The organism is uncultured Formosa sp., from assembly GCF_947500765.1.
Taxonomy (GTDB): Bacteria; Bacteroidota; Bacteroidia; order Flavobacteriales; family Flavobacteriaceae; genus Formosa.
On record NZ_CANMTH010000013.1, the window covers coordinates 17225 to 39361 of the forward strand.

General features: G+C 32.3%; 22 protein-coding genes. 2 read left to right on the top strand and 20 right to left on the bottom strand.

Going from position 1 to position 22137, the window contains the following annotated elements; genetic code table 11:
• Window positions 1-216 precede the first annotated feature (216 nt).
• The 7 genes from Q1B05_RS16760 to rimO all read right to left on the bottom strand — a co-directional run bounded on the left by Q1B05_RS16760 (window position 217) and on the right by rimO (window position 8926).
• Window positions 217-459, bottom strand: a complete 243-nt coding sequence (locus Q1B05_RS16760; protein ID WP_159024271.1) for a DUF3820 family protein — start codon at window positions 457-459, stop codon at window positions 217-219.
• A 60-nt stretch (window positions 460-519) separates the two neighbouring features.
• A complete protein-coding gene (locus Q1B05_RS16765) occupies window positions 520-921 on the bottom strand; it encodes an OsmC family protein (protein WP_299782259.1) in 402 nt (133 codons plus the stop codon).
• 4 nt (window positions 922-925) lie between these two features.
• Entirely contained in the window at window positions 926-2851 is a 1926-nt protein-coding gene (locus Q1B05_RS16770) for a LysM peptidoglycan-binding domain-containing protein (RefSeq protein WP_299782261.1), read from the bottom strand.
• Between the two features lie 41 nt (window positions 2852-2892).
• Complete coding sequence (guaA, locus tag Q1B05_RS16775; RefSeq protein WP_299782263.1) at window positions 2893-4428, bottom strand: glutamine-hydrolyzing GMP synthase; 1536 nt, start codon at window positions 4426-4428, stop codon at window positions 2893-2895.
• Window positions 4429-4475: 47 nt separating this feature from the next.
• The gene (locus Q1B05_RS16780; protein ID WP_299782265.1) at window positions 4476-5849 is read right to left on the bottom strand and encodes an aminotransferase class V-fold PLP-dependent enzyme; all 1374 of its coding nucleotides are present in this window, start codon (window positions 5847-5849) and stop codon (window positions 4476-4478) included.
• A 7-nt stretch (window positions 5850-5856) separates the two neighbouring features.
• Window positions 5857-7467, bottom strand: coding sequence for a bacillithiol biosynthesis cysteine-adding enzyme BshC (gene bshC, locus Q1B05_RS16785; RefSeq protein ID WP_299782267.1), 1611 nt, complete (start codon window positions 7465-7467; stop codon window positions 5857-5859).
• Between the two features lie 154 nt (window positions 7468-7621).
• The gene (gene rimO / locus Q1B05_RS16790; RefSeq protein ID WP_299782269.1) at window positions 7622-8926 is read right to left on the bottom strand and encodes a 30S ribosomal protein S12 methylthiotransferase RimO; all 1305 of its coding nucleotides are present in this window, start codon (window positions 8924-8926) and stop codon (window positions 7622-7624) included.
• A 548-nt stretch (window positions 8927-9474) separates the two neighbouring features.
• Here rimO and Q1B05_RS16795 point away from each other — a divergent pair.
• Entirely contained in the window at window positions 9475-10506 is a 1032-nt protein-coding gene (locus Q1B05_RS16795; protein ID WP_299782271.1) for a LamG-like jellyroll fold domain-containing protein, read from the top strand.
• Window positions 10507-10640: 134 nt separating this feature from the next.
• Here Q1B05_RS16795 and ftsY read toward each other — a convergent pair whose 3' ends face one another.
• The 11 genes from ftsY to recR all read right to left on the bottom strand — a co-directional run bounded on the left by ftsY (window position 10641) and on the right by recR (window position 18755).
• A complete protein-coding gene (ftsY, locus tag Q1B05_RS16800; RefSeq protein WP_299782273.1) occupies window positions 10641-11594 on the bottom strand; it encodes a signal recognition particle-docking protein FtsY in 954 nt (317 codons plus the stop codon).
• Window positions 11595-11799: 205 nt separating this feature from the next.
• Window positions 11800-11952, bottom strand: coding sequence for a DUF4295 domain-containing protein (locus Q1B05_RS16805; protein ID WP_299782275.1), 153 nt, complete (start codon window positions 11950-11952; stop codon window positions 11800-11802).
• A 7-nt stretch (window positions 11953-11959) separates the two neighbouring features.
• Complete coding sequence (gene rpmG / locus Q1B05_RS16810) at window positions 11960-12142, bottom strand: 50S ribosomal protein L33 (protein ID WP_038527818.1); 183 nt, start codon at window positions 12140-12142, stop codon at window positions 11960-11962.
• A 23-nt stretch (window positions 12143-12165) separates the two neighbouring features.
• Window positions 12166-12402 carry a 50S ribosomal protein L28 gene (gene rpmB / locus Q1B05_RS16815; RefSeq protein WP_038527816.1) on the bottom strand — a complete coding sequence of 79 codons (237 nt, stop codon included), beginning with the start codon at window positions 12400-12402 and terminating at the stop codon, window positions 12166-12168.
• A 75-nt stretch (window positions 12403-12477) separates the two neighbouring features.
• Window positions 12478-13734, bottom strand: coding sequence for a CinA family nicotinamide mononucleotide deamidase-related protein (locus Q1B05_RS16820; RefSeq protein WP_299782282.1), 1257 nt, complete (start codon window positions 13732-13734; stop codon window positions 12478-12480).
• Window positions 13734-14078: an Hpt domain-containing protein gene (locus Q1B05_RS16825; RefSeq protein ID WP_299782284.1), complete on the bottom strand. Its 345-nt coding sequence runs from the start codon at window positions 14076-14078 to the stop codon at window positions 13734-13736. Before Q1B05_RS16825 ends, Q1B05_RS16820 begins: the two co-directional genes overlap by 1 nt.
• Window position 14079: 1 nt before the next feature.
• Entirely contained in the window at window positions 14080-14691 is a 612-nt protein-coding gene (locus Q1B05_RS16830; RefSeq protein WP_299782286.1) for a fumarylacetoacetate hydrolase family protein, read from the bottom strand.
• An 11-nt stretch (window positions 14692-14702) separates the two neighbouring features.
• Complete coding sequence (locus tag Q1B05_RS16835) at window positions 14703-15479, bottom strand: 3'-5' exonuclease (RefSeq protein WP_299782288.1); 777 nt, start codon at window positions 15477-15479, stop codon at window positions 14703-14705.
• 104 nt (window positions 15480-15583) lie between these two features.
• The gene (locus Q1B05_RS16840) at window positions 15584-16909 is read right to left on the bottom strand and encodes a dihydrolipoamide acetyltransferase family protein (RefSeq protein WP_299782290.1); all 1326 of its coding nucleotides are present in this window, start codon (window positions 16907-16909) and stop codon (window positions 15584-15586) included.
• Between the two features lie 124 nt (window positions 16910-17033).
• Window positions 17034-18131, bottom strand: coding sequence for a glycosyltransferase (locus Q1B05_RS16845; RefSeq protein WP_299782292.1), 1098 nt, complete (start codon window positions 18129-18131; stop codon window positions 17034-17036).
• 6 nt (window positions 18132-18137) lie between these two features.
• Window positions 18138-18755 (bottom strand): recombination mediator RecR, encoded by a 618-nt coding sequence (recR, locus tag Q1B05_RS16850; RefSeq protein ID WP_299782294.1) that lies wholly within the window; start codon window positions 18753-18755, stop codon window positions 18138-18140.
• 80 nt (window positions 18756-18835) lie between these two features.
• Here recR and Q1B05_RS16855 point away from each other — a divergent pair, with 80 nt between their 5' ends.
• Complete coding sequence (locus Q1B05_RS16855) at window positions 18836-20278, top strand: sodium:solute symporter (protein WP_299782296.1); 1443 nt, start codon at window positions 18836-18838, stop codon at window positions 20276-20278.
• On the opposite strand, the gene Q1B05_RS16860 is transcribed toward Q1B05_RS16855, so the two are convergent.
• Window positions 20249-20611, bottom strand: a complete 363-nt coding sequence (locus Q1B05_RS16860) for a CoA-binding protein (protein WP_299782298.1) — start codon at window positions 20609-20611, stop codon at window positions 20249-20251. The genes Q1B05_RS16855 and Q1B05_RS16860 overlap by 30 nt on opposite strands.
• Window positions 20612-21051: 440 nt before the next feature.
• Complete coding sequence (locus Q1B05_RS16865; RefSeq protein WP_299782300.1) at window positions 21052-22062, bottom strand: 3-oxoacyl-ACP synthase III family protein; 1011 nt, start codon at window positions 22060-22062, stop codon at window positions 21052-21054.
• Between the last annotated feature and the right edge of the window lie 75 nt (window positions 22063-22137).

The window sequence follows — 22137 nt, forward strand, 5'->3', positions numbered from 1 at the left end:
ATTATTAACAAACAGTTTACATTAAAAATTAAAAAAGTATAATTAATAACACTAAAGTTTTTAACAAAAAAACAAAAACTAAAGCCTCTTAGGTTTCTTTAGTCATTACCTTTAAAACGTCCCATTTTACAAAAAAGATGAGACTTATTTTAATTGCGAATTTTTGAATTCTAAAGTTAGAATAGATATAAAAAGCATTAAGCCGGTTGTAATGACTTAATGCTTCTTAGGGTTTGGGTATTTTTGTTTTATATTCCGAATTAAATCTTCTAGACCATTCAATTTTAATTCGTAAACCATTCGTAACTGATCTCCTATTTTTCCTTTAGGAAAACCTTTATTATTGTACCATACAATATAAAACTCGGGTAAATCTATTAAATATCGGTCTTTATATTTTCCGAAAGGCATTTTAGTATGCGCCAACTCAATTAAGAGATCTCGATTAAGTTGATCCATCATATCTAGTTTATTAGTATAAGTAGTCTATTGAAAATGTAAATTTGAATGTTTTATAAATCACTTCCAATTAAAAGTTACTGCTTTTTCTATGTCTGGATGCAAACTATAATGCACTGGACAGGTTTGAGCTGTATGTTCTAAAATTTTACGAATCTTAGCATCTGCTTCTAAAGGGAAATTAAATATCACCTCTATTTTAGAAATTCGCCTAGGATCTGTAGCCATATGCTTACTAACCTCTGCAGTAGTCCCTTCCATATTGTAATCTAAACCATTGGCTTTAATACCCATAACAGTCATCATACAATTTGCAAATCCAGTAGCCACAGTATCTGTAGAAGAAAAAGCTTCTCCTTTACCATTATTATCGACAGGGGCATCTGTTACAAAGGAGTTTCCGGATTGCAAATGCACATTTTTAGTTCGTAAACCACCAAGATAAGTTACTTTAGAAGTCATATTTTTAGTCTTTTACTTCTATGATTTTTAAATCATTATATTCTAATAAATATACGGTATCATTATAATACCCGCCAAACGGAGTCTTTTTATATTCGAATTTATTTTCGATGTATTCCGTTAATGGTGCGTCTAATGTAGATGTATATAAATTTTCAGATGTTGCTAATCTTAATACCACATCCATAGTGACATCAAATCCTCTTACTGCAATTTTAGTAGGAGTTACACCATATGCTTCTGTGTATGATTTAACAAATCCATTTCCTAAATTATCATCAAAAGATTTAGATACAGATGCAAAATGGAAGTGTAAATTTGATAAATGATGATTAGAAACTTCACTATTTTCAAAAGCACTATTTAAATTTGTAGTAGCCAATACAATTTCAAACTTATCTGAATTTAAAGTATTTAAATTGCCTACAACATTAGATGCAAATCCCGAAGATTCTGTTTCTAGAAAAACCACATTTTTACCTGGTTTTAAATGTTTAGAAATATCTTCTACACGAATATAATATGCTTCCTTACCTTTTTTATCTTTTCGAGATCTAACCACAGGCGCACCAGAAAAGGCAGATTTTAATGCCACATTTTCCGACTCACTTTTAGAATCGAAAATCAAAATCGTATTTATTAGACTGTCACGTTCTTTAAAATAATTTAAAACTTTATCTTTTAATAAATCTTCTGATGGACGCGATTGAAACGTATTACCTGTAAGCACTACATTTTTAGTAATTGGAGACACTACAGGCACATTATATGCGCTTAATTTCTGTGCTGCATATTCTACACTTGTTTGTGATAACGGCCCAATAACGGCATCTAAATCTTCAAAATTATGTTTATTTATTAAGTCGTTAATTGTACTGGTTTTGTTTTCTGTATCGTAAACATCAACCTTTACAGATATACCTAATGCTTTCAAAGAATCTAAAGCCATTAAAGCTCCCGATTGAAATTCTAAAGCGAAATTTAAATAACTGTCTTTTTTAATTTGATTCATAGTGCCTTGAATAGAATCAAAACGCACATCTTTTAATTTAAAAGGCATTAAAATAGCGATATGTTTTGTACCAGAATTAAAATGTTTTTTAGATAAAACTGAAGTTTCTAAAGTGTTCTCAGAAATCATTCCAGGAACATTACTATACCCTTTTTTGGGCACTCTAAGCACCATTCCTACCTTTAAATCGGATCCCACTAATTGTGGATTTAAAGCTTCAAGCTCTTGCTTTTCTAGACCCAATTTTACTTTTAAACGGTAAAACCCTTCTTTAGGTTGCACTTCATAATAATCGTATTTATCCTGAACCGTTTTTTCGTTAGTATCTGGAATATTAGGGACCTTAATTGTATCACCTACTTTTAAAACTTCTGCCATTTCTGGGTTTAAAGCTTCTAAATCTTCAACAGTAATCCCAAACTTATATGCCACACGCCATTTACCTTCTTTGGGTAATACTACATAAGGTTTAGACACATCTACAACCGTAGCAACTTCTTTTAAAACTTGTTTAGTTTCAAAGATTGGGATTCTAATTTTAATTCCTTTTTTTAAAGGTTCAGAGTATAAAAATACATTTGCTTTTTTAATTTCATCTTCAGTAACTTTGTATTCTTTAGCAATACCATAAAGCGTTTGTTTACGTTTTACACGGTGTTGTTTATACCCAGTAATTTCTCTTACTGTTGTTAATTCTGCTTGGACTTCCGTTTTAGGGATAATTAAAACCATATTGGTTCTTAATCCATTTTTAGCATCAGGATTTAAGGAATATATATCGTTAACGGTAATATTATATCCTTTAGCAATATCCTCTATTTTTTCATCTTTTTTTACTTTGTGTGTCTTATAATTTTGAGCAAAGACATGGCTTGTTACCATTAAAAGTAATACAAAAACGACTAAAAACTTTTTCATTCAATATGGTTTAATTCGAAAAAAATTGATTCATTATATATCTATTCCCACTCAATAGTTGCTGGTGGTTTCGAGCTAATATCGTACACTACTCTATTAACGCCTTTTACTTTATTTATTATATCGTTCGATGTTTTTTGTAAAAACTCATAGGGTAAATTTACCCAATCTGCAGTCATACCATCTGTACTTTCTACGGCTCTAAGCGCTACACATTTTTCGTACGTACGCTCGTCTCCCATTACACCAACACTATTTACAGGTAATAACATCGCTCCGGCTTGCCATACTTTATCGTATAATCCCCATTCTTTTAATCCGTTAATAAAGATTGCATCTACTTCTTGTAAGATACGCACTTTTTCAGCCGTAATATCACCAAGAATACGAATTCCAAGTCCTGGACCTGGGAATGGATGACGACCTAATAATTCTGGGTCTATACCTAAAGTTGCTCCAACACGTCTTACTTCATCCTTAAAGATTGCACGTAAAGGCTCTACAATTTTAAGTTTCATAAAGTCTGGCAATCCACCTACGTTATGATGACTTTTTATCGTTGCCGACGGTCCTCCTGTTGCAGAAACACTCTCGATAACATCTGGATAAATGGTTCCTTGCGCCAACCATTTTACATCGGTTAATTTATGAGCTTCATCATCGAAAACTTCAATAAATGAATTCCCAATGGCTTTACGTTTTTTCTCTGGATCTTCTAGACCAACTAATGCCTTAAGAAAACGCTCCGATGCATCGACACCTTTTACGTTAAGCCCCATACCTTCGTATTGTTTTAAAACACTTTCAAATTCGTTTTTACGAAGTAACCCATTATTCACGAAAATACAGTACAGGTTTTCACCTATTGCTTTATGCAAAAGTACAGCAGCAACAGTAGAGTCTACTCCTCCTGACAACCCTAAAACAACTTTGTCGTTTCCTACTTTAGCTTGAATGGCTTCAACTGTTTCTTCTACAAAAGAATCTGGTGTCCAATCTTGTTTAAGACCTGCTATTTTTACTAAAAAGTTTTCTAATATTTGTTTCCCATCTGTAGAATGATACACTTCTGGGTGAAACTGAATGGCATAAGTTTCTTCACCTTCAATTTTATAGGCTGCATTTGCAACGTCTGTAGTGCTTGCAATTAAAACGCCATTTGTAGGTAGGGATTTAATGGTATCACTATGACTCATCCAAACTTGACTACCTTCAGAAATATTTTCAAAAAACACTTCGTTGTCTTTTATGTAAGACAAATTGGCGCGACCATATTCGCGTGTACTAGAAGGTGCTACTTCTCCGCCAGAGAAGTGTGCTAAATATTGCGCTCCATAACATACGGCCAATAATGGTTTTTTAGTACGTATATCTTTTAATTCTGGATGTAAAGCGTCCTCTCCTCTTACGGAATTTGGACTCCCAGAAAGAATAACAGCTTTATAGCTTTCTATGTCTGTTGGAATTTTATTGAATGGATGTATTTCGGAGTAAATGTTGAGTTCTCGAACTCTACGGGCAATAAGCTGTGTGTATTGCGATCCGAAGTCTAAAATTAATACCTTGTCGTGTTGCATGCGCAAAATTAATATTTATATTTTATTTGAAAAGTTTGAGGCAAACTTTATTCCATTGTTTTTAAAATTTCTACTATATCTTGTTCGGTCGTATCTGGATTTATAAAACAAAAACGAGAAATCGTTTCGAAAGTATCTCCTGATTTCCATTTAGAAGGTGTAACGAGCGCGAATCCTTTTTCGTGGTTTTCGTAAGTCCAATGTGTATAATCTTCAGGCTTCCATCCTATTCTTCTATATAACACACAAGATAAACTTGGCTCTCGAACTAATTCTACATTTGGATGCTCGGTAATTAATCGGCCAGCAATTTGAGCCAATTCTATACCGCGTTCCACAGCTTCTTTATAACGATCTGTACCATGTGTCGCTAAAGAAAACCATAAAGGTAACCCTCGAACACGACGTGTTAATTGTATTTGGTAATCTGTTGGATTAAATCCGTGAGCACCTTCATCTTTAAAAATATCTAAATAAGAACCATCTTGCGAATGTGCATTCTTTGCTAATTCTGGTTCTCGGTATAAAACAGCACCGCAATCGTATGGAGAGAACATCCATTTATGGGGGTCTATAGTAATACTATCTGCATTTTCTATACCTTTAAATAAATGTCTAACAGAATCGGCAACTAAAGCACCTCCTCCATAAGCTGCATCTACATGCAACCATAAATTTTCTTTATTACATATGGCAGAAATTCCTTCCAAATCATCTATAATCCCAGCATTTGTTGTTCCTCCTGTTGCAACGACAGCAAATAAACGTTCGCGTTGTTCTGAAGATAAATTATCAATGGTTTCTTGTAAAGCTGCACCTTCTAAACGGTCTTCAGAATCTACTAAAAACACATCTATATCTGCTACTTTAGCCATGGCTTTAATAGAAGAATGTGCCCCAATAGATGTTATAATTAGTCCTTTTTCCCTTTTATGCGCATCTTTAAGACTTCTCCAATATTCTCTTGCGGTAACAATTGCTGAGAGGTTTGCTGCTGTACCACCACTGGTAAACACTCCAAAAGCACCTTCAGGTAACCCCGTTAGAGATACAATCCATTTCATCGCTTCATTTTCACAGAAAATTCCACCAGCTCCTTCCATCCAATACGCACCATGAATACTAGATGCAGAGGTTACTAAATCGAACATAATTGCTGCACGAGTTGGTGCTGCGGGAACAAAAGCAAGATTTCTAGGATGGTCTATAGGTACATTAACTTTAGCTAAATGTTTTTTCCATAAATTAAAAGCAACTTCTCCTCCAATACCTTTTTCAGTAATTGTTTCTCCGACTAAAGCCTTTAATTCTTCGGCCTTTTTAGGTTTACCAATATTTCTTTCGGTGGTAGAAATCCTTTCAATGGCATATTTCATTACATCCAAGGTCATTTCAACCAAATCAAAATCTACTTTATGCATGTACACTTTATAAGTTTAATATTAAAAATTCTTGTTTTAATGGTTGCAAATTTAACACTAACTGTGGGATTAATTGGTCTCCAAACTCTAGATATAATTCAGAGAAGTTAACACCGCGTTCTTGCAAGCTTTGATTCGGAAATAATTGATTTTGTAAATCGGTCATTCTAGAAACTTGATCGGATAATTTCTTTTTCTGTGCCTTTAGCAAACGCTTTTCTAAATGTTCTAATCCTTTGATTTGCTTACGTTCTTGTGCTTTTACTGCGCCTATAAAAGACGCATCTGTTTGTGCTGCCAAAGTATACATGGCTTCAAATTGCTGTTTAAGCAATGCTTTTTGTGATGTAAAATCGATATCTATATTAGATATACTTCTCACCCTTTTGTTAATAAAAGTATCTCGTTTGTAAAACAAATCGCGGTTAGAGATGTTTAATTTATCTAGCTTCTTAGCTTGTTGATTTGTTTTTATTAACACAGAATTTCTTAACAATAACATTGGAAATGGCACTTGTACTGCTTCGAAATAATCTTTTAACTGAAGCCAATATGCCAGTTCTCCACCACCGCCAATATAACATAAATTAGGTAGTATAACCTCTTGATATAACGGACGCATAATGACATTTGGAGAAAAACGTTCTGGAAATTCGTGTATTTCTTTCAGAATTTCATCTTTTGTAAATACTATTTTTGTATTAATTACTTTATAAATATCGTCTTCAAAAACAATACGTTCTCGGCTATTTTTAGACAAATAAAATAAATTAATTTCTCTCGGATTTACCTGAATATTATAATCTGTATCAGGAATTCCTGAAAGTAAACTATTTGTTTTAGACACTTCTTGCGAGGAAGTTTGCGATAAAATATCCTGCTCAATATAAGGTATAAAAGCACGTTTTAAATCGGTTTGATTTGCATCTATAATGACCAAACCTAAATCTGAAAATAATGCATTAGCTAAATATCTTGTAGCATCTGCAAGGTTATCGTGTTTTAAATAAGCTTCAGAAAACAATGCTCTTAACTCATCTGCCGCTTTACCAATTCCTAAGTCTTTTGTATATAATTCGAAAACACTATCTAAACCTTCAGTAGAAAACTCACCTACAGCACCACCATCTTCTCTATTCCATTGAATTTTTTTGCCTTTAAAATTGAAGTAATTAATTTCATCGAAGTCATGATCTTCTGTAGCCATCCAATAAATAGGCACAAAATGTTGATTGGGATAAGCAATCTTTAATTCTTTCGTTAAATTTATAGTCGATACAATTTTATATAAAAAATATAACGGTCCAGTAAACAGGTTTAATTGATGTCCTGTTGTTATTGTAAAGGTATTCGATTCTTTTAAGAGTGAGATGTTTAAAAGTGTAGCTTCCGATGTTTTAACCGTGGCATACTGCTGTTCTAAAACAGAAGCTAAAACATGCCTATGTGTTTTTGATAATCCTTTAAATGTTGACTTTTCTTCTATTTGAGCCTTGAAATTTTCAAGCTTAGGAAAACGATTATAAAACGGTTTTAATTCAGGTTTTTCGTCTAAATAATCACAAATTAATGATGAAAAATAATGAGTGTCTCTAAAAGGAATACAGTCTGTAGGCATAAAATATTCAAATTTATTGTAAATATACAGTTATTAGAATTTTCAAATCTAAAAAATTAGTTAAGATTGTTGTTTATACAACAATATGGCTTTAAACGCAAAGAGGTGCTTTAACTTACATTAAAACACCTCTTTTTATTTTTTTATTTTTTCGCTATTTCGCAACTTTAGCATACAAGTCGAAATCTGCAGCTTCAGTAATAATAACTTGAGCAAATTCACCTGTTTTTAAATAGGTTTCTGTTGCATCAATTAAAACTTCATTATCTACATCTGGAGAATCGAATTCTGTACGACCTACAAAATAATTACCTTCTTTTCTATCGATAACGACTTTAAATTCTTGTCCGATTTTAGCTTGATTCAATTCCCATGAAATTTGTGATTGAATTTCCATAATTTCGTTGGCACGCTCTTGCTTCAACTCTTCTGGCACATCGTCTTCTAAATTATAAGCGTGTGTATTTTCTTCATGAGAATATGTAAAACAACCTAAACGTTCGAAACGCATATCTTGAACCCATTGTTTAAGCGTTTGATAATCTTCTTCGGTTTCTCCTGGATATCCCACAATAAGTGTTGTACGAATCGTCATTTCTGGAACTGCTTTTCTAAATTCCTGTAATAACTTAGTCGTTTTTTCTTGAGTCGTTCCGCGACGCATACTTTTAAGAATACGATCTGATATATGCTGTAAAGGAATATCTATATAATTACAAATTTTAGGCTCACGATTCATAATATCTAACACATCCATTGGGAATCCTGTTGGAAATGCATAATGTAAACGAATCCACTCCACACCTTCAACTTTTACTAAAGCTTCAAGTAATTCTGCAAGGTTACGTTTTTTATAAATATCTAATCCGTAGTATGTTAAATCTTGTGCGATAAGAATTAATTCTTTCACCCCTTTAGCAGCTAATTTTTCAGCTTCGATAACAATTTCTTCTATAGGAGTAGACTTGTGTTTACCACGCATAATTGGAATTGCACAAAAACTACACGGACGATCGCAACCTTCGGCAATTTTTAAATACGCATAATTTTTTGGTGTTGTTGTTAAACGTTCTCCAATTAATTCGTGTTTATAATCTGCTCCTAAAGCTTTTAATAAAGCTGGTAATTCTGTGGTTCCAAAATACTCATCAACATTAGGAATTTCCTTTTGTAAATCTGGCTTATAACGCTCAGACAGACATCCAGTTACAAATACTTTATCGACATCTCCATCTTCTTTTTTCTGCATGAATTCTAAAATAGTATTCACACTTTCTTCCTTAGCATTATTAATAAATCCGCAGGTATTAATCACTACAATATTACCTTCTTCTTCATGCACAACATCTTTCCCACTTGCTTTAAGCTGTCCCATTAACACTTCGCTATCGTAAACATTTTTACTACAACCAAGCGTTACTACATTGATTTTATTCTTTTTAAGTGATTTCGTTCTCATATCAAAATTTCAGAGTGCAAAGATACGTAATGATTTAGGATTAATGATTTAAGATTGACAATTTTTGAATAGCGAGCTATACTAACACATATAACTTATATTTAAATGTATTTTATTTATGTAAAAAAAATATAATTCTATAGCAATAAAAAAAGTTTCTAGCTCTATTAACTAGCATTATATCTTGTTAAAACACTTATTAAAATCTAAAAAGACTTACACAAATTCACTAAAAACACCATTACACTAAGATAAATACAAAATCTAATTACATCTCAAATAATCGATTCTTCTTATAAAAATAAACAAACTGATATTTTTTAAGGCCTTAATTTATAAAGTTCATAAAAGCCTTCAACTGTAGTATAAGTGTAATCACAACATACAATCAATTTACCCGTATTATAATTAATTTGAATAACAAATGCAGTCAGTGTACCTCCTAATCTAATAAAATTTAACAATATCAAAACCCCTCTAATACGCTAGGACAAGTCTCTGTCTGTATTTTATCTAACCCTAATACATTAATAATCTAAAAAAACATTATGAAAAAAACTTTACTTAAAACATTTATCCTTTTTGCTTTTACAAACTTGTCTGCTCAAGACATTACTACAGGCTTGGTATTTAATTTAAGCTGCGACTCTAGTGTAAATATTACAGATGGAGAGACTCTAACAGAATTATCTTCAAGCACAGCGACAGGAACTATTGTAGGAGAAATAGAAACTACAAAAGGCCCTAATGGTACAGCTAACAGTGCCTTTAATTTTTCATCAGGATCTCATATCAATTTTGCACCTGCAGCAATTACAGATTTGCCCCTGGGAGATATTAGTGCAGATGGGAGAAGTTATGCCTTATGGATGAAGACAGAAGTTGGTGATACTAGAATGCAGATTTTTAGTTATGGAACCAACCTTAGATCACTTCATGTACACCTTAACATAAATCAAATTACAACTAACGCTGGACAATTAAACTTAGGATTCTGGAATACTGAAACAACTCAGGCCGGACCTTTTTCAGACATCACAGATAATACTTGGCACCATGTTGTTGCTGTTGTGACTAAAACAACTGATGGATATGCTACAGATTATTATGTAGATAACGAACTAACAGAAACCGTAAACTTAGTGACTACAGATATTGTAGACACTCAAATACCAACAACAGGTACGGGTTATATGGATTTTAGAATTGGAGGTAGAAACACAGAAGATGCTTCACTTCCATACACAGGAGCTCTAGATGATGTTCGTCTTTACAACAGAGCATTAACAGCTGCAGATGTTGAAGCATTATATTTAGCTAAAGGAAATACTCTAGCTGTATCTGAAGTTGAAATAATTAAAAGTTTTAAAATTTATCCAACAGTAACATCAGACATTTTAAATATAAAATCTAATGTAAACTTAAAACAACTTTCAATTATAAATACAAATGGAGTAACTGTTAAAAATATAGAAACACCTACTCAAGAAATAAACGTTTCTAATTTACCTAGCGGATTGTATTTTATAGTTGGAAAGACAGATATGAATACAAGTACATTAAAGTTTATTAAAAAATAATATTCCTACCCTTTTAAGAGTGTTAATCACATTAAAGCATTAGCACTCTTAAAATTATATTTAATTAAATATCATCTATGTTGGTTAAATAAAGGTATACCAATGATAAATATTTATCGAGAGATAAGGATTTATTATTTAAAGAAAGAATCTACAAATTCATATTTATTAAAGACTTGTAAATCGTTTAAGCCTTCACCAACACCAATATATTTTACAGGAATTTTAAATTGATCGCTAATACCAATTACCACACCACCTTTTGCTGTACCATCTAGTTTTGTAACCGCAAGTGAAGTCACTTCTGTCGCTGCTGTAAATTGTTTGGCCTGTTCGAATGCATTTTGCCCTGTAGAGCCATCCAATACTAACAACACATCGTGGGGTGCATCACCAATTACTTTTTGCATAACACGTTTTACTTTAGTTAATTCATTCATTAAATTAACTTTATTATGTAAACGTCCAGCTGTATCAATTATAATAACATCTGCATTTTGAGACACTCCTGATTGTAGTGCATCAAAGGCTACAGACGCAGGATCGCTACCCATATCTTGTTTAACAATAGGAACATCTACACGATCTGCCCATACCTGTAACTGATCGATAGCTGCAGCTCTAAAGGTATCTGCTGCTCCTAAAACGACATTAAGCCCTTTCTTTTTAAACTGATATGCTAACTTACCAATAGTTGTCGTTTTACCAGCACCATTTACGCCAACCACCATAAGCACATATGGTTTTTTATTTGCCGGAATAGTATACTCGGTATCTTCGCCAGAATTTGTTTCAGATAATAACCCTGCAATTTCTTCGCGGAGGATTTTATTCAACTCTGCAGTTCCAAGATATTTATCTTTTTCTACACGAGCTTCTATACGATCGATAATTTTTAAAGTTGTATTTACACCAACATCACTAGAGACTAAAATTTCTTCAAGATTATCTAAAACATCATCGTCAACTTTAGATTTTCCAGCTACAGCCTTACTTAATTTATCAAAAAAACTAGACTTAGATTTTTCTAACCCTTTGTCTAAAGTTTCTTTTTTTTCTGAAGAAAATATTTTTTTAAAAAAGCTCATTGGATATTATTTAGAATTTATGCAATTAAGTATGGTTATACTCCCCCAAAAAAGGACAGTAACTCTTAAAACTCTTAATACAAAATGTCTGCCTATTTTACAAAACTGAAATTTTGTCACTATTTTAAATGTAAATATAAAACAAAAGCTGCTTTCTTAATAGAAAGCAGCTTAAATTATCTTTTTCGATAAAAAATAAAAAGAATTATTTTTTATTTAAGTAATCGTTTACTTGTTCTGGAGCCATGATAGATTCTACAAAAGTGTAAGCACCTGTTTTATCAGACTTTACCATTTTTATAGCTTTAGTTAATCTTTTAGACCCTGTTTGTAATGTTGCTACGGATTTCTTTGCCATGACTTAATTATTTTATTTCTTTATGAACAGTCATTTTCTTCAAGATAGGGTTGAATTTTTTAATTTCCATTCTATCTGGAGTGTTTTTCTTGTTTTTTGTAGTAATATATCTAGAAGTTCCTGCCACCCCTGATTCTTTGTGCTCAGTGCACTCTAATATTACTTGGACTCTGTTACCTTTCTTTGCCATTGTTCTATTATTTTATGAGAGGCTTATTTTAAAAACCCTTTAGATTTAGCTTCTTTTATAGCAGCCGAAATTCCTATTTTGTTAATGGTTTTCAATGCTGAAGTAGATACTTTTAAAGTTACCCACTTATCTTCTTCAGGAATGTAAAAACGCTTTTTAACTAAATTCGCATCAAATCTGCGTTTAGTTTTGTTCATTGCGTGAGACACATTGTTCCCTACCATTGCCTTTTTACCTGTAAGTTCACAAACTCTTGACATTCTTTCTAAACTTTAAATGTTGTTATTTCAAAACGAGGTGCAAATATACTAATTCTTTACCTTATAACAACTTAATTATGATCTATTTTTTAAAATTTCTTTTTGAAGCATCGCTAAAGCCTTGTCCACCGCCTTATTAACCACCTTAATTCTTAAGTCTCCTAGATTAAATTTTTCGGAATATACACCTGTTTTTGAAGCAATTGCTATAAAAACGGTTCCCAATTCTTCTTTATCTGTCGCTTTACTTGGTCCTGCATTACCCGTTGTTGCAATTGCATAATCACTTTTAAACATTTTTAAGGCCTGTGTTGCCATAGCTTCTGCTACAGCCGAACTTACTACCGAATGCTCTAAGATAAGTGCTTCAGGGATATTTAAAACATCTATTTTAGCTTGTGTGGCATAACTTACAACACTTCCTTTAAAATATTCTGATGCTCCTGCATGCGAAGTAAATTGTTCTGCTATTCGTCCGCCCGTACAACTCTCTGCTGTAGCTACGGACTGTCCTAAAATGGTGAGCGTTTTCCCTATTTGCTCTTCTAAAGTATCCTCAAAACCTTCAATTCCCATAAAGATATCTTTAATCTGAGGCATAAGCAATTTTTCTTGTTTATCCATTTCAGACACAATAGCCTCTTTATCAAAACTTTTAGCTGACAATCTTAATCGAACTTTACCTAAATTTGGAAGATAAGCTAACTTAATATTTTTTGGAAGCGCATCTTCCCAAGCTTCAATACGTTCAGCCAATGCACTTTCGCCTAAACCATAAGTCAGGTAGGTTTTATGCATGATAAACGGACATTTATATTTTTTTTGAATACGCGGAATAACATTAGAATCTATTAATTCTTTCATTTCGAAGGGTACACCCGGAAGCGAAACAAAAACAGTAGAATTAGACTCTATCCACATGCCTGGAGCCGTTCCATATTCGTTATGTAAAACCGTTGCCATTGAAGGCACTAAAGCCTGATTAATGTTTAATTGCGAAATCGGATTGGAAGAAAATCTAGCAAAAATATGTTCAACATGCTTTAAAACATCTTGATTCAACACTAGTGTATCATTAAAATATTCGGCTAATGTATGCTTTGTGATATCGTCTTTTGTTGGTCCTAACCCCCCAGTAATTATAACAATATCTGCATTCCCTTCAGCTTCTTTTAAGGCTTTAAGAATATGAGTTTTATCATCTTGTATTGAGGTGATTTGATATACTGAAACTCCTATTTTATTCAGTGCTTGTGCAATATAAGCGGAGTTTGTATCTATAATTTGACCTATGAGAATTTCATCTCCAATAGTTATTATTTCTGCTTGCATTATGAAATATCGAAATCTAATTTAATTTCTGTAAGAGCTGATTCGATGGCAACAATTACATTATCAAAAGTAGGTGTAATATCTATATCCTTTTGCTCAAACTTCCCCCAATCTTGTACTACAATCACATCATCTAAAACACCAAGTTCAAACAAATCTATGGTTGGCTTCAATTTATGAGCCATTTGGTAAGTGTTATAATAATCTTTTTCTGTTACCGCTTTTTTTAAAACTTTAAGATCTTCTGGAACCTCTTCTAAAAAGGTTAAAGCTAAAGCGCGAACAAACTCTTCATCATTATCTGCTAATTCTCTAACTCTATATAATTTATAATGTTGTTCCATTTTATTTTACCGTTATTGAAAACATTTCCTTGTCTTCTATGAATCCTTTTAATACATCGTTTGGAGAGACAGGTCCTACTCCAGCAGGTGTTCCCGTAAAGATAACATCTCCTATCTTTAAAGTGAAATATTTTGAAACACATTCTATCAACTCATCGATTTTCCAGAGCATGTGACTCGTATTTCCATTTTGGACCGTGTTTTCGTTCTTTTTTAATGAAAAATTTAACTGATTTACATCTGAAACTTCACTTTTAGGCATCCACTTTCCAATAACTGCAGCGCCATCAAAGGCTTTGGCTTTTTCCCAAGGTAGTCCTTTTTCTTTTAATTTTGACTGTAAATCACGTGCTGTAAAATCGATTCCTAAACCAATTTCGTCGTAATACTTATGCGCAAATTTCTTATCTATGTACTTCCCTACTTTATTGATTTTAACTAAAACCTCAACCTCATAATGAACATCATTAGAGAAATCTGGAATAAAAAAAGGTTGCTTTTTTAATAGAATTGCTGTGTCTGGTTTTAAAAACACAACCGGATCTGCTGGCTTTTCATTCTCTAACTCTTCTATATGTTCGGTATAATTTCTTCCTATACAAATTAGTTTCATGCGCGATAAAATTAGCTCAATTTATTATTAAAATTTCTTAATTTAATTGCTGTTAACACCTTTTTAGTGTACAACGGAAAATCTGCATTTAAGATCCATCCAAAATAACCAGGCTCGTCGCTTAAGACATCTAAAACACGTTTATTTTTATGTTTACCAAAAGCAAAACACTCTTCTCCTTCTTTATTAAAAACTAAGAATCCTGCGAAATCTGCAAATTGTTTTCTGCTACTAAATTCAGACAAAAATTTTGTGTTATTTTCTAACTCATCATATCTTTCAACCTGAGCTTTTAACACTTCGTAGGTCGCTAAAGTATCTGCTGCGGCACTATGCGCATTTTCTAAGTCTTTTCCACAATAAAACTTATATGCAGCAACTAGAGTACGTTGTTCCATTTTATGAAAAATAGTTTGCACATCGACCGCCAGAGTACTTTTCATATCAAAATCGACATCTGCACGAAGCATTTCTTCTGCTAAAAGAGGAATATCGAAACGATTAGAATTAAAACCTCCTAAATCGGAATCTTTAATCATTCCATAAATTTCCTTAGCTAACACTTTAAATGTTGGCGCATTGGCTACATCTGCATCAGAAATACCATGAATTTCGGTTACTTCCTGTGGGATTGGCATTTCTGGATTTACCAACCATGTTTTAGATTCTTCCTTGCCATCAGGAAATACTTTTAAAATCGCAATTTCTACGATTCTATCTTTTGATATATTTATTCCTGTTGTTTCTAGATCGAAAAAACAGATTGGTTTTTTAAGATTGAGATTCATTAAAATATAGTTTATTAAAATGTAAATTTAGTAAATGTTATTTTTGTAGAACAAAAAAACCCAACTGATTTCAGATGGGCTTAATTTTTTAAGACTTTTTATTTTTAAATATCTTGGTTCACATCCCAAGCTTCTAAATAATCTTTAACCGCTTTTACAAACATGCCTCCAAGCGCTCCATTAACCACACGGTGATCGTAAGAGTGAGATAAAAACATTCTGTAACGAATACCTATAAAATCGCCTTCTGGAGTTTCAATAACCGCAGGAACTTTTCTAATGGCACCTAAAGCTAAAATACCAACTTGTGGCTGATTAATTATTGGGGTCCCCATAAGCGTCCCAAAACTACCTATGTTTGTTACCGTATATGTTCCTCCTTGAATATCGTCTGGTTTTAATTTATTTTCTCTTGCACGTTTTGCTAAATCATTTACTTGTTTAGTCATACCAACTAAATTTAATTGATCTGCATTTTTTATAACAGGCACGATTAAATTACCATCTGGCAAGGCTGCTGCCATACCTAAATTAATATTTTTCTTTTTAATAACTTTTCCATCTTGAAATGAAATATTCATCATTGGAAAATCGCGTAAAGATTTGGCTATAGCTTCCATAAAAATTGGAGTAAACGTTAAGTTTTCACCTTCACGCTTATAAAAACTATCTTTAACTTTCTTTCTCCAATTCCAGATGTTGGTTACATCTGCTTCTATAAAACTTTGTACATGTACAGAGGTATTAACAGAATCTACCATGTGATTGGCAACTAATTTACCCATTCTAGACATCTCAATAATTTCGTCCTCACCAGAAGCAATTACTGGAGCTGCTTTTTTTACAGCTTCAACTTTAGGAGTTGTAATTTGTGGCTGAATATTATTTACTGCAGATGAAACAGCTTTAGAACCTCTGTTATCTAAATAATTAAGAATATCGGTTTTTGTAACACGACCTTCAAGTCCTGTTCCTTGAATAGCATCTAATTCTGACTGATCGATACCTTCAGCTTTTGCTATGTTTTTTACTAATGGAGAATAAAAGCGATCGTCGCTAGAAACTACGGTTTGTGGTGCGACTGCATCTTTAGCTTCTGCAAAAGATTTTTCTAAAGCTTCTACGGCTTCTGGCTCAGGAGTTATTTCTTCAACCACACTTGATTCTGCAGATGCAACTTCTCCGTTTCCTGAAATTTCAATTATTGCAATAGTCTGCCCTACCTGCACTACATCATCAACATTAAATAATTTCTCTAATAAAACACCTTCAACTTCACTCGGGACCTCGCTATCAACTTTATCTGTTGCGATCTCTAATACAGCCTCATCAGCCTCTATAGTTTCTCCAACTTCCTTTAACCATGAAGTTATTGTTGCCTCAGCAACACTCTCTCCCATTTTAGGTAATTTCAGTTCAAATTTTGTCATATTAATAATATAAAGCTTTTTTAAAAGTTAAAATTGCGAAATTAATACATAAAGGCGTTTATAGCCTAAAAACATGCAATAAATTATTATTACTTTTTCACAACGGAAATGTTTTGCAAAGGTACTAAAAATGAATAACAATTCCTCTTGACACCTTATTATCGCTACCAAGTACAAAATTACTGCCTTGAGGAAGAATGCGATAGGTTATTGTATTATTATATTGATATGATTGCATTATAGAGATAATCTCCTTAAACGTCAGCATGTTATTATCGAGAATGATTTGCTGAAAATCGCTTACAGAATCCATTTCATGCTTTAATTCTGTTTTAAAATTTAAAGCAGATTCCAAAGATTTTAGTTCAGAATTAGATATTAGAACTACACTTTCAACTTTTTGTTTTTTAACTGAAGGTTGTAAATTTAAAAAAGTAAGGCCTTTAATTCCCCCCCAAATTAATGCTTCGAAGACAATGCTTTTTTTAAAATGTTTCTTATAAAAAATTTGCATGGAACCGTTAAATCGTTTCGCATATTTACGATCTTTAAATGTGCATTCGCCTTTAAAGTGAATAACCGTTGTGCCCCCATAATAATAATTATCGAACCCTTTTTTTAATATTTTATAAGATATATCAACATCTTCTCCATACATAAAATAGTCCTCATCAAATCCTTCTACACTATGATAAACGTCGCGTTTCATAACCATAAAAGCACCAACTAAAACCTCTACTCTACTAATACTATTTTCTTCTAAATGATTAGCATAATAAAGTGTTGTATCTCCCAAAATCTTTTTTAAGGCAACTTCTGGAGTTGGCACATTTCGTTTACTTTCTGGCAGAAATTTTCCTGAACCATCTATTAATTTACAACCAATAATTCCTAAATTAGATTTTGATTCTGCAAATTCTAGAACCTTTTCAAAAGTATCTTCGGCAACAACTGTATCTGGATTTAAAACACAAATGTACTCCCCCTTAGCTTCTGCAACACCTATATTATTTCCTTTTGAAAATCCGAAATTAGTTTTATTTTCTATGAGTTTTACTTGTGGGAATAATGTTTTAACCATATTACAACTATCATCTGCAGAATGATTATCTACAACAATAATTTCTACATCAATCTTAGAGGTAGCCTCTACCACACTTTTTAGGCAGAGCTCCAAGAAATAACGCACATTATAATTTAATATAATAATAGAAAACTTCAAATCGGCTTAAGATTTTAGTGATCCTTCGAACGGAATTCGATTTAATATACTTCGTCCTAATGTCACTTCATCTGCATATTCTAACTCATCTCCAACAGAAATTCCACGTGCTATTGTAGACATAACAACATCGAGATCTTGAATTTGTTTAAAAATATAAAAATTGGTAGTATCACCTTCCATTGTTGGGCTTAACGCAAAAATAAGTTCTTTAACACGACCTGCTTTCACCTTATTAACCAAAGGTGTAATATTTAAATCGTGAGGTCCAATGCCATCCATTGGCGAAATTTTCCCACCTAATACGTGATATAATCCTTTATACGAACTCGTATTTTCAATAGCCATAACATCGCGAATATCTTCTACCACACAAATAAGACCTTCCTGTCTTCTTGGGTTAGAACATATTTCACATAACTCATTATCACTAATATTATTGCATGACTTACAAAATTTAATCTCGGTACGCATATTCAATAAGGCTTGGGCCAAGTTTACCGTTTGTGTTTCTGGTTGGCGCAACAAATGCAAAACCAGACGTAAAGCCGTACGTTTACCAATACCTGGCAACTGAGACATTTCGTTTACTGCCTTTTCTAATAATTTTGAAGAAAATTCCATGCGACTAATTTACAATTTTAGTTTTAAGATTTATTTATTATCGCATTGTAATTTGTATTTTGGTCTGCGAAAACTATTTTATGAACGCAACTCAAATCATTCTACTTATTGCTGCCTATTTTGGCGTGCTTATTTTAATATCTTATTTAACTGGAAAAAAAACAGATAACAATGCTTTCTTTAAAGGAAACAAACAATCACCTTGGTATGTTGTTGCTTTTGGTATGATTGGAGCTTCGCTTTCTGGAGTTACTTTTATTTCTGTTCCTGGCTGGATTGAAGCATCTCAATTTAGTTATATGCAAGTTGTTTTTGGTTATATAGTAGGGTATGTTGTTATAGGTACAGTATTACTTCCGTTATATTACAAGCTTAACTTAACATCTATTTACACCTATTTAGAAGAACGTTTTGGAAACTATTCCTACAAAACAGGGGCTTCATTCTTTTTAATTTCCAGAATAGTAGGCGCTAGTTTTAGATTATTTTTAGTAGCTAACGTATTACAAATTATACTGTTTGACGATTTAGGCATTCAATTTTGGCAAACTGTAACAATTACCGTATTATTAATATGGCTATATACTTTTAAATCTGGTATAAAAACTATTGTTTGGACAGACACACTCCAAACCCTTTTTATGCTTGTAGCCATTGGTGTTGCTATATATTCAGTAAGTGCCGATCTTAATCTAGGCGGAAAAACAACATTAAATTTTGTATTAGACAGTGATTTATCTAAAATATTCTTTTTTGATGATGTAAAAACAGCAAATTATTTTTGGAAACAATTTATATCCGGTGCCTTTATAGCCATAGTTATGACTGGTTTAGACCAAGATATGATGCAAAAAAACCTAACCTGTAAGTCGCTAAAAGACGCACAAAAAAACATGTTTTGGTTTACCATTGTATTAACCATTACTAATTTTGTGATCTTAAGCCTAGGGTTACTGCTTACTGTTTACGCCCAACAAAATGGTATAGATGCACACAAAGACGATTTATTTCCAATTTTAGCAAAGCACCATTTAGGAACTGGTGTTTTTATATTTTTCTTACTCGGATTAATTGCCGCTGCATACAGTAGTGCTGATAGTGCATTAACCTCTTTAACGACCTCGTTTAGTATAGATATTTTAGATATAGAAAAGAAATACGATGAAGCTAAACAGATTAAGATTAGAAGGCACATTCACGTCCTTATTTCTATACTTTTAATATTTGTTATTATTATGTTTAAATATGTAATAAAAGACGAAAGTGTAATTGCTAAATTATTTGTATTTGCAGGTTACACCTATGGTCCTTTATTAGGATTATATAGCTTTGGATTATTTACAACATGGCATATAAAAGACAAACTTGTACCCGCAATTGCAATCTTGTCTCCTATCTTGTCTTATATAATTAGTGTAAACAGTTTAAAATGGTTTGGCTTTGAATTTGGATTTTTTATTCTGATATTAAATGGATTTTTAACCTTTTTAGGATTAGTATTGATTCGTAGACAACAAAACTAAAGTACACGCAATTTCAAAATCGATTCCGTTTTCCTTTAAAAGTTCGTAAAATTCAGGATTTTCTGTCCCAGGATTAAAAATAACACGTTTAGGATGTAAGCCAATTATATAATTGTAATACTGCTCTTGCCGCTTCGGATTTAAATATAGCGTAATTGTATCTATGTCTGTATATGCTTTTAAATCGGTATCGATAGTCACTCCCGAAACCTCTCCAGATCTTAATCCGAAAGCAACTGTATCGTGCTTAGCTACAACTAATCGTTTTATTGCTCTATTAGAATACCGTTCTTCCTTTAAAGATGCTCCAATTACTAATGTTTTTTTATTCATATTTTTTTTATTGAAGATAATATTTTAAAATTCATGTAACAATAACACAAAATTATAGTCTTTCTAATATAGCAATCAATTTTAAAATTAACTCTAATACTTTAAAACATTACAAAATATAGATATAAAAAATCTGAGCGTTAGTTTAAGGAAATCTAAAAAAGAAGCAAGAGATTAGAAGCTATTTTCATTTTGTTTTCTAAATATTGTGTTAATAGTGTTAAATTTTTCAAAATTACTGATTATCAAAACAATAGACACTCTTTTTTTTCGTTACCTTTAAGTAATTACATTTAACGAATTATCATTTTACTTTTTGAATTAGTCTTCTTATCAAAATTATTATTCGCAAATTGTATGAACTCATAGAATTGATTAATAGCTAAAAATCAAGAAAGCCGAAACTTATATTTCGGCTTTTTATTTATATATTTAAATGTTTACCATTTAATAATTGCACTACCCCATGTAAAACCACTACCAAAAGCAGCTAAAACAACAGTATCTCCTTCTTTAATTTTTCCTTGCTCCCAAGCTTCAGTTAAAGCTATAGGAATAGATGCCGCTGTTGTGTTACCATATTTCATGATATTATTAAACACTTTATCGTCTGTTAAACCAAATTTCTTCTGAATAAATTGAGATATCCTTAAGTTGGCTTGATGCGGAATTAACATATCAATAGCATCTTTATCTAAATTATTAGCCATTAAACCTTCCATAATCACTTCACTAAAACGCACTACTGCATTCTTAAATACAAATTGCCCATTCATATGCGGGAAATAACTTTCATCTTCAGGATCATTATCTTTTAAAATATCACTTACCCAACGTGTTCCCATGGCCGGAGCTATTAAAGCTAATTCTTCTGCATGTTCGCCTTCAGAATGTAAATGAGTTGATAAAATTCCTTTAGAATTATCTTCACTTCTACTTAAAATAGCTGCTCCTGCACCATCTCCAAAAATCACAGAAACACCTCTTCCTCTTGTAGAGATATCTAAACCTTTAGAATGAATTTCACTACCAATAACCAAAACATGCTTATACATTCCTGTTTTAATAAACTGATCGGCTACAGAAAGTGCATAAATAAACCCAGAACATTGGTTACGAATATCTATAGCTCCAACTGTTTTTATACCTAAAGCTTTTTGTACTAACACGCCTGGACCAGGGAAATAAAAATCTGGACTTAGTGTTGCAAATACAATTAGATCAATATCGTTTTTATCTATACCAGCACGCTCAATAGCAACCTTCGCTGCTTTCACTCCCATAACAGATGTTGTATCTTCAGAACCAGGTTTAACCCATCTACGTTCTTTAATACCTGTGCGTTCTTGAATCCAAGCATCATTAGTGTCCATTAATTTAGACAAATCATCGTTGGTTACTACATTGTCTGGAACATAATATCCAAGACCTATAATTTTAGAATTGTACATATATCAACTTTTATAAGTTGCAATTTAATCATTTAAAATGTAAAAATATTCTAAACCTATTTCCAATTACTATGC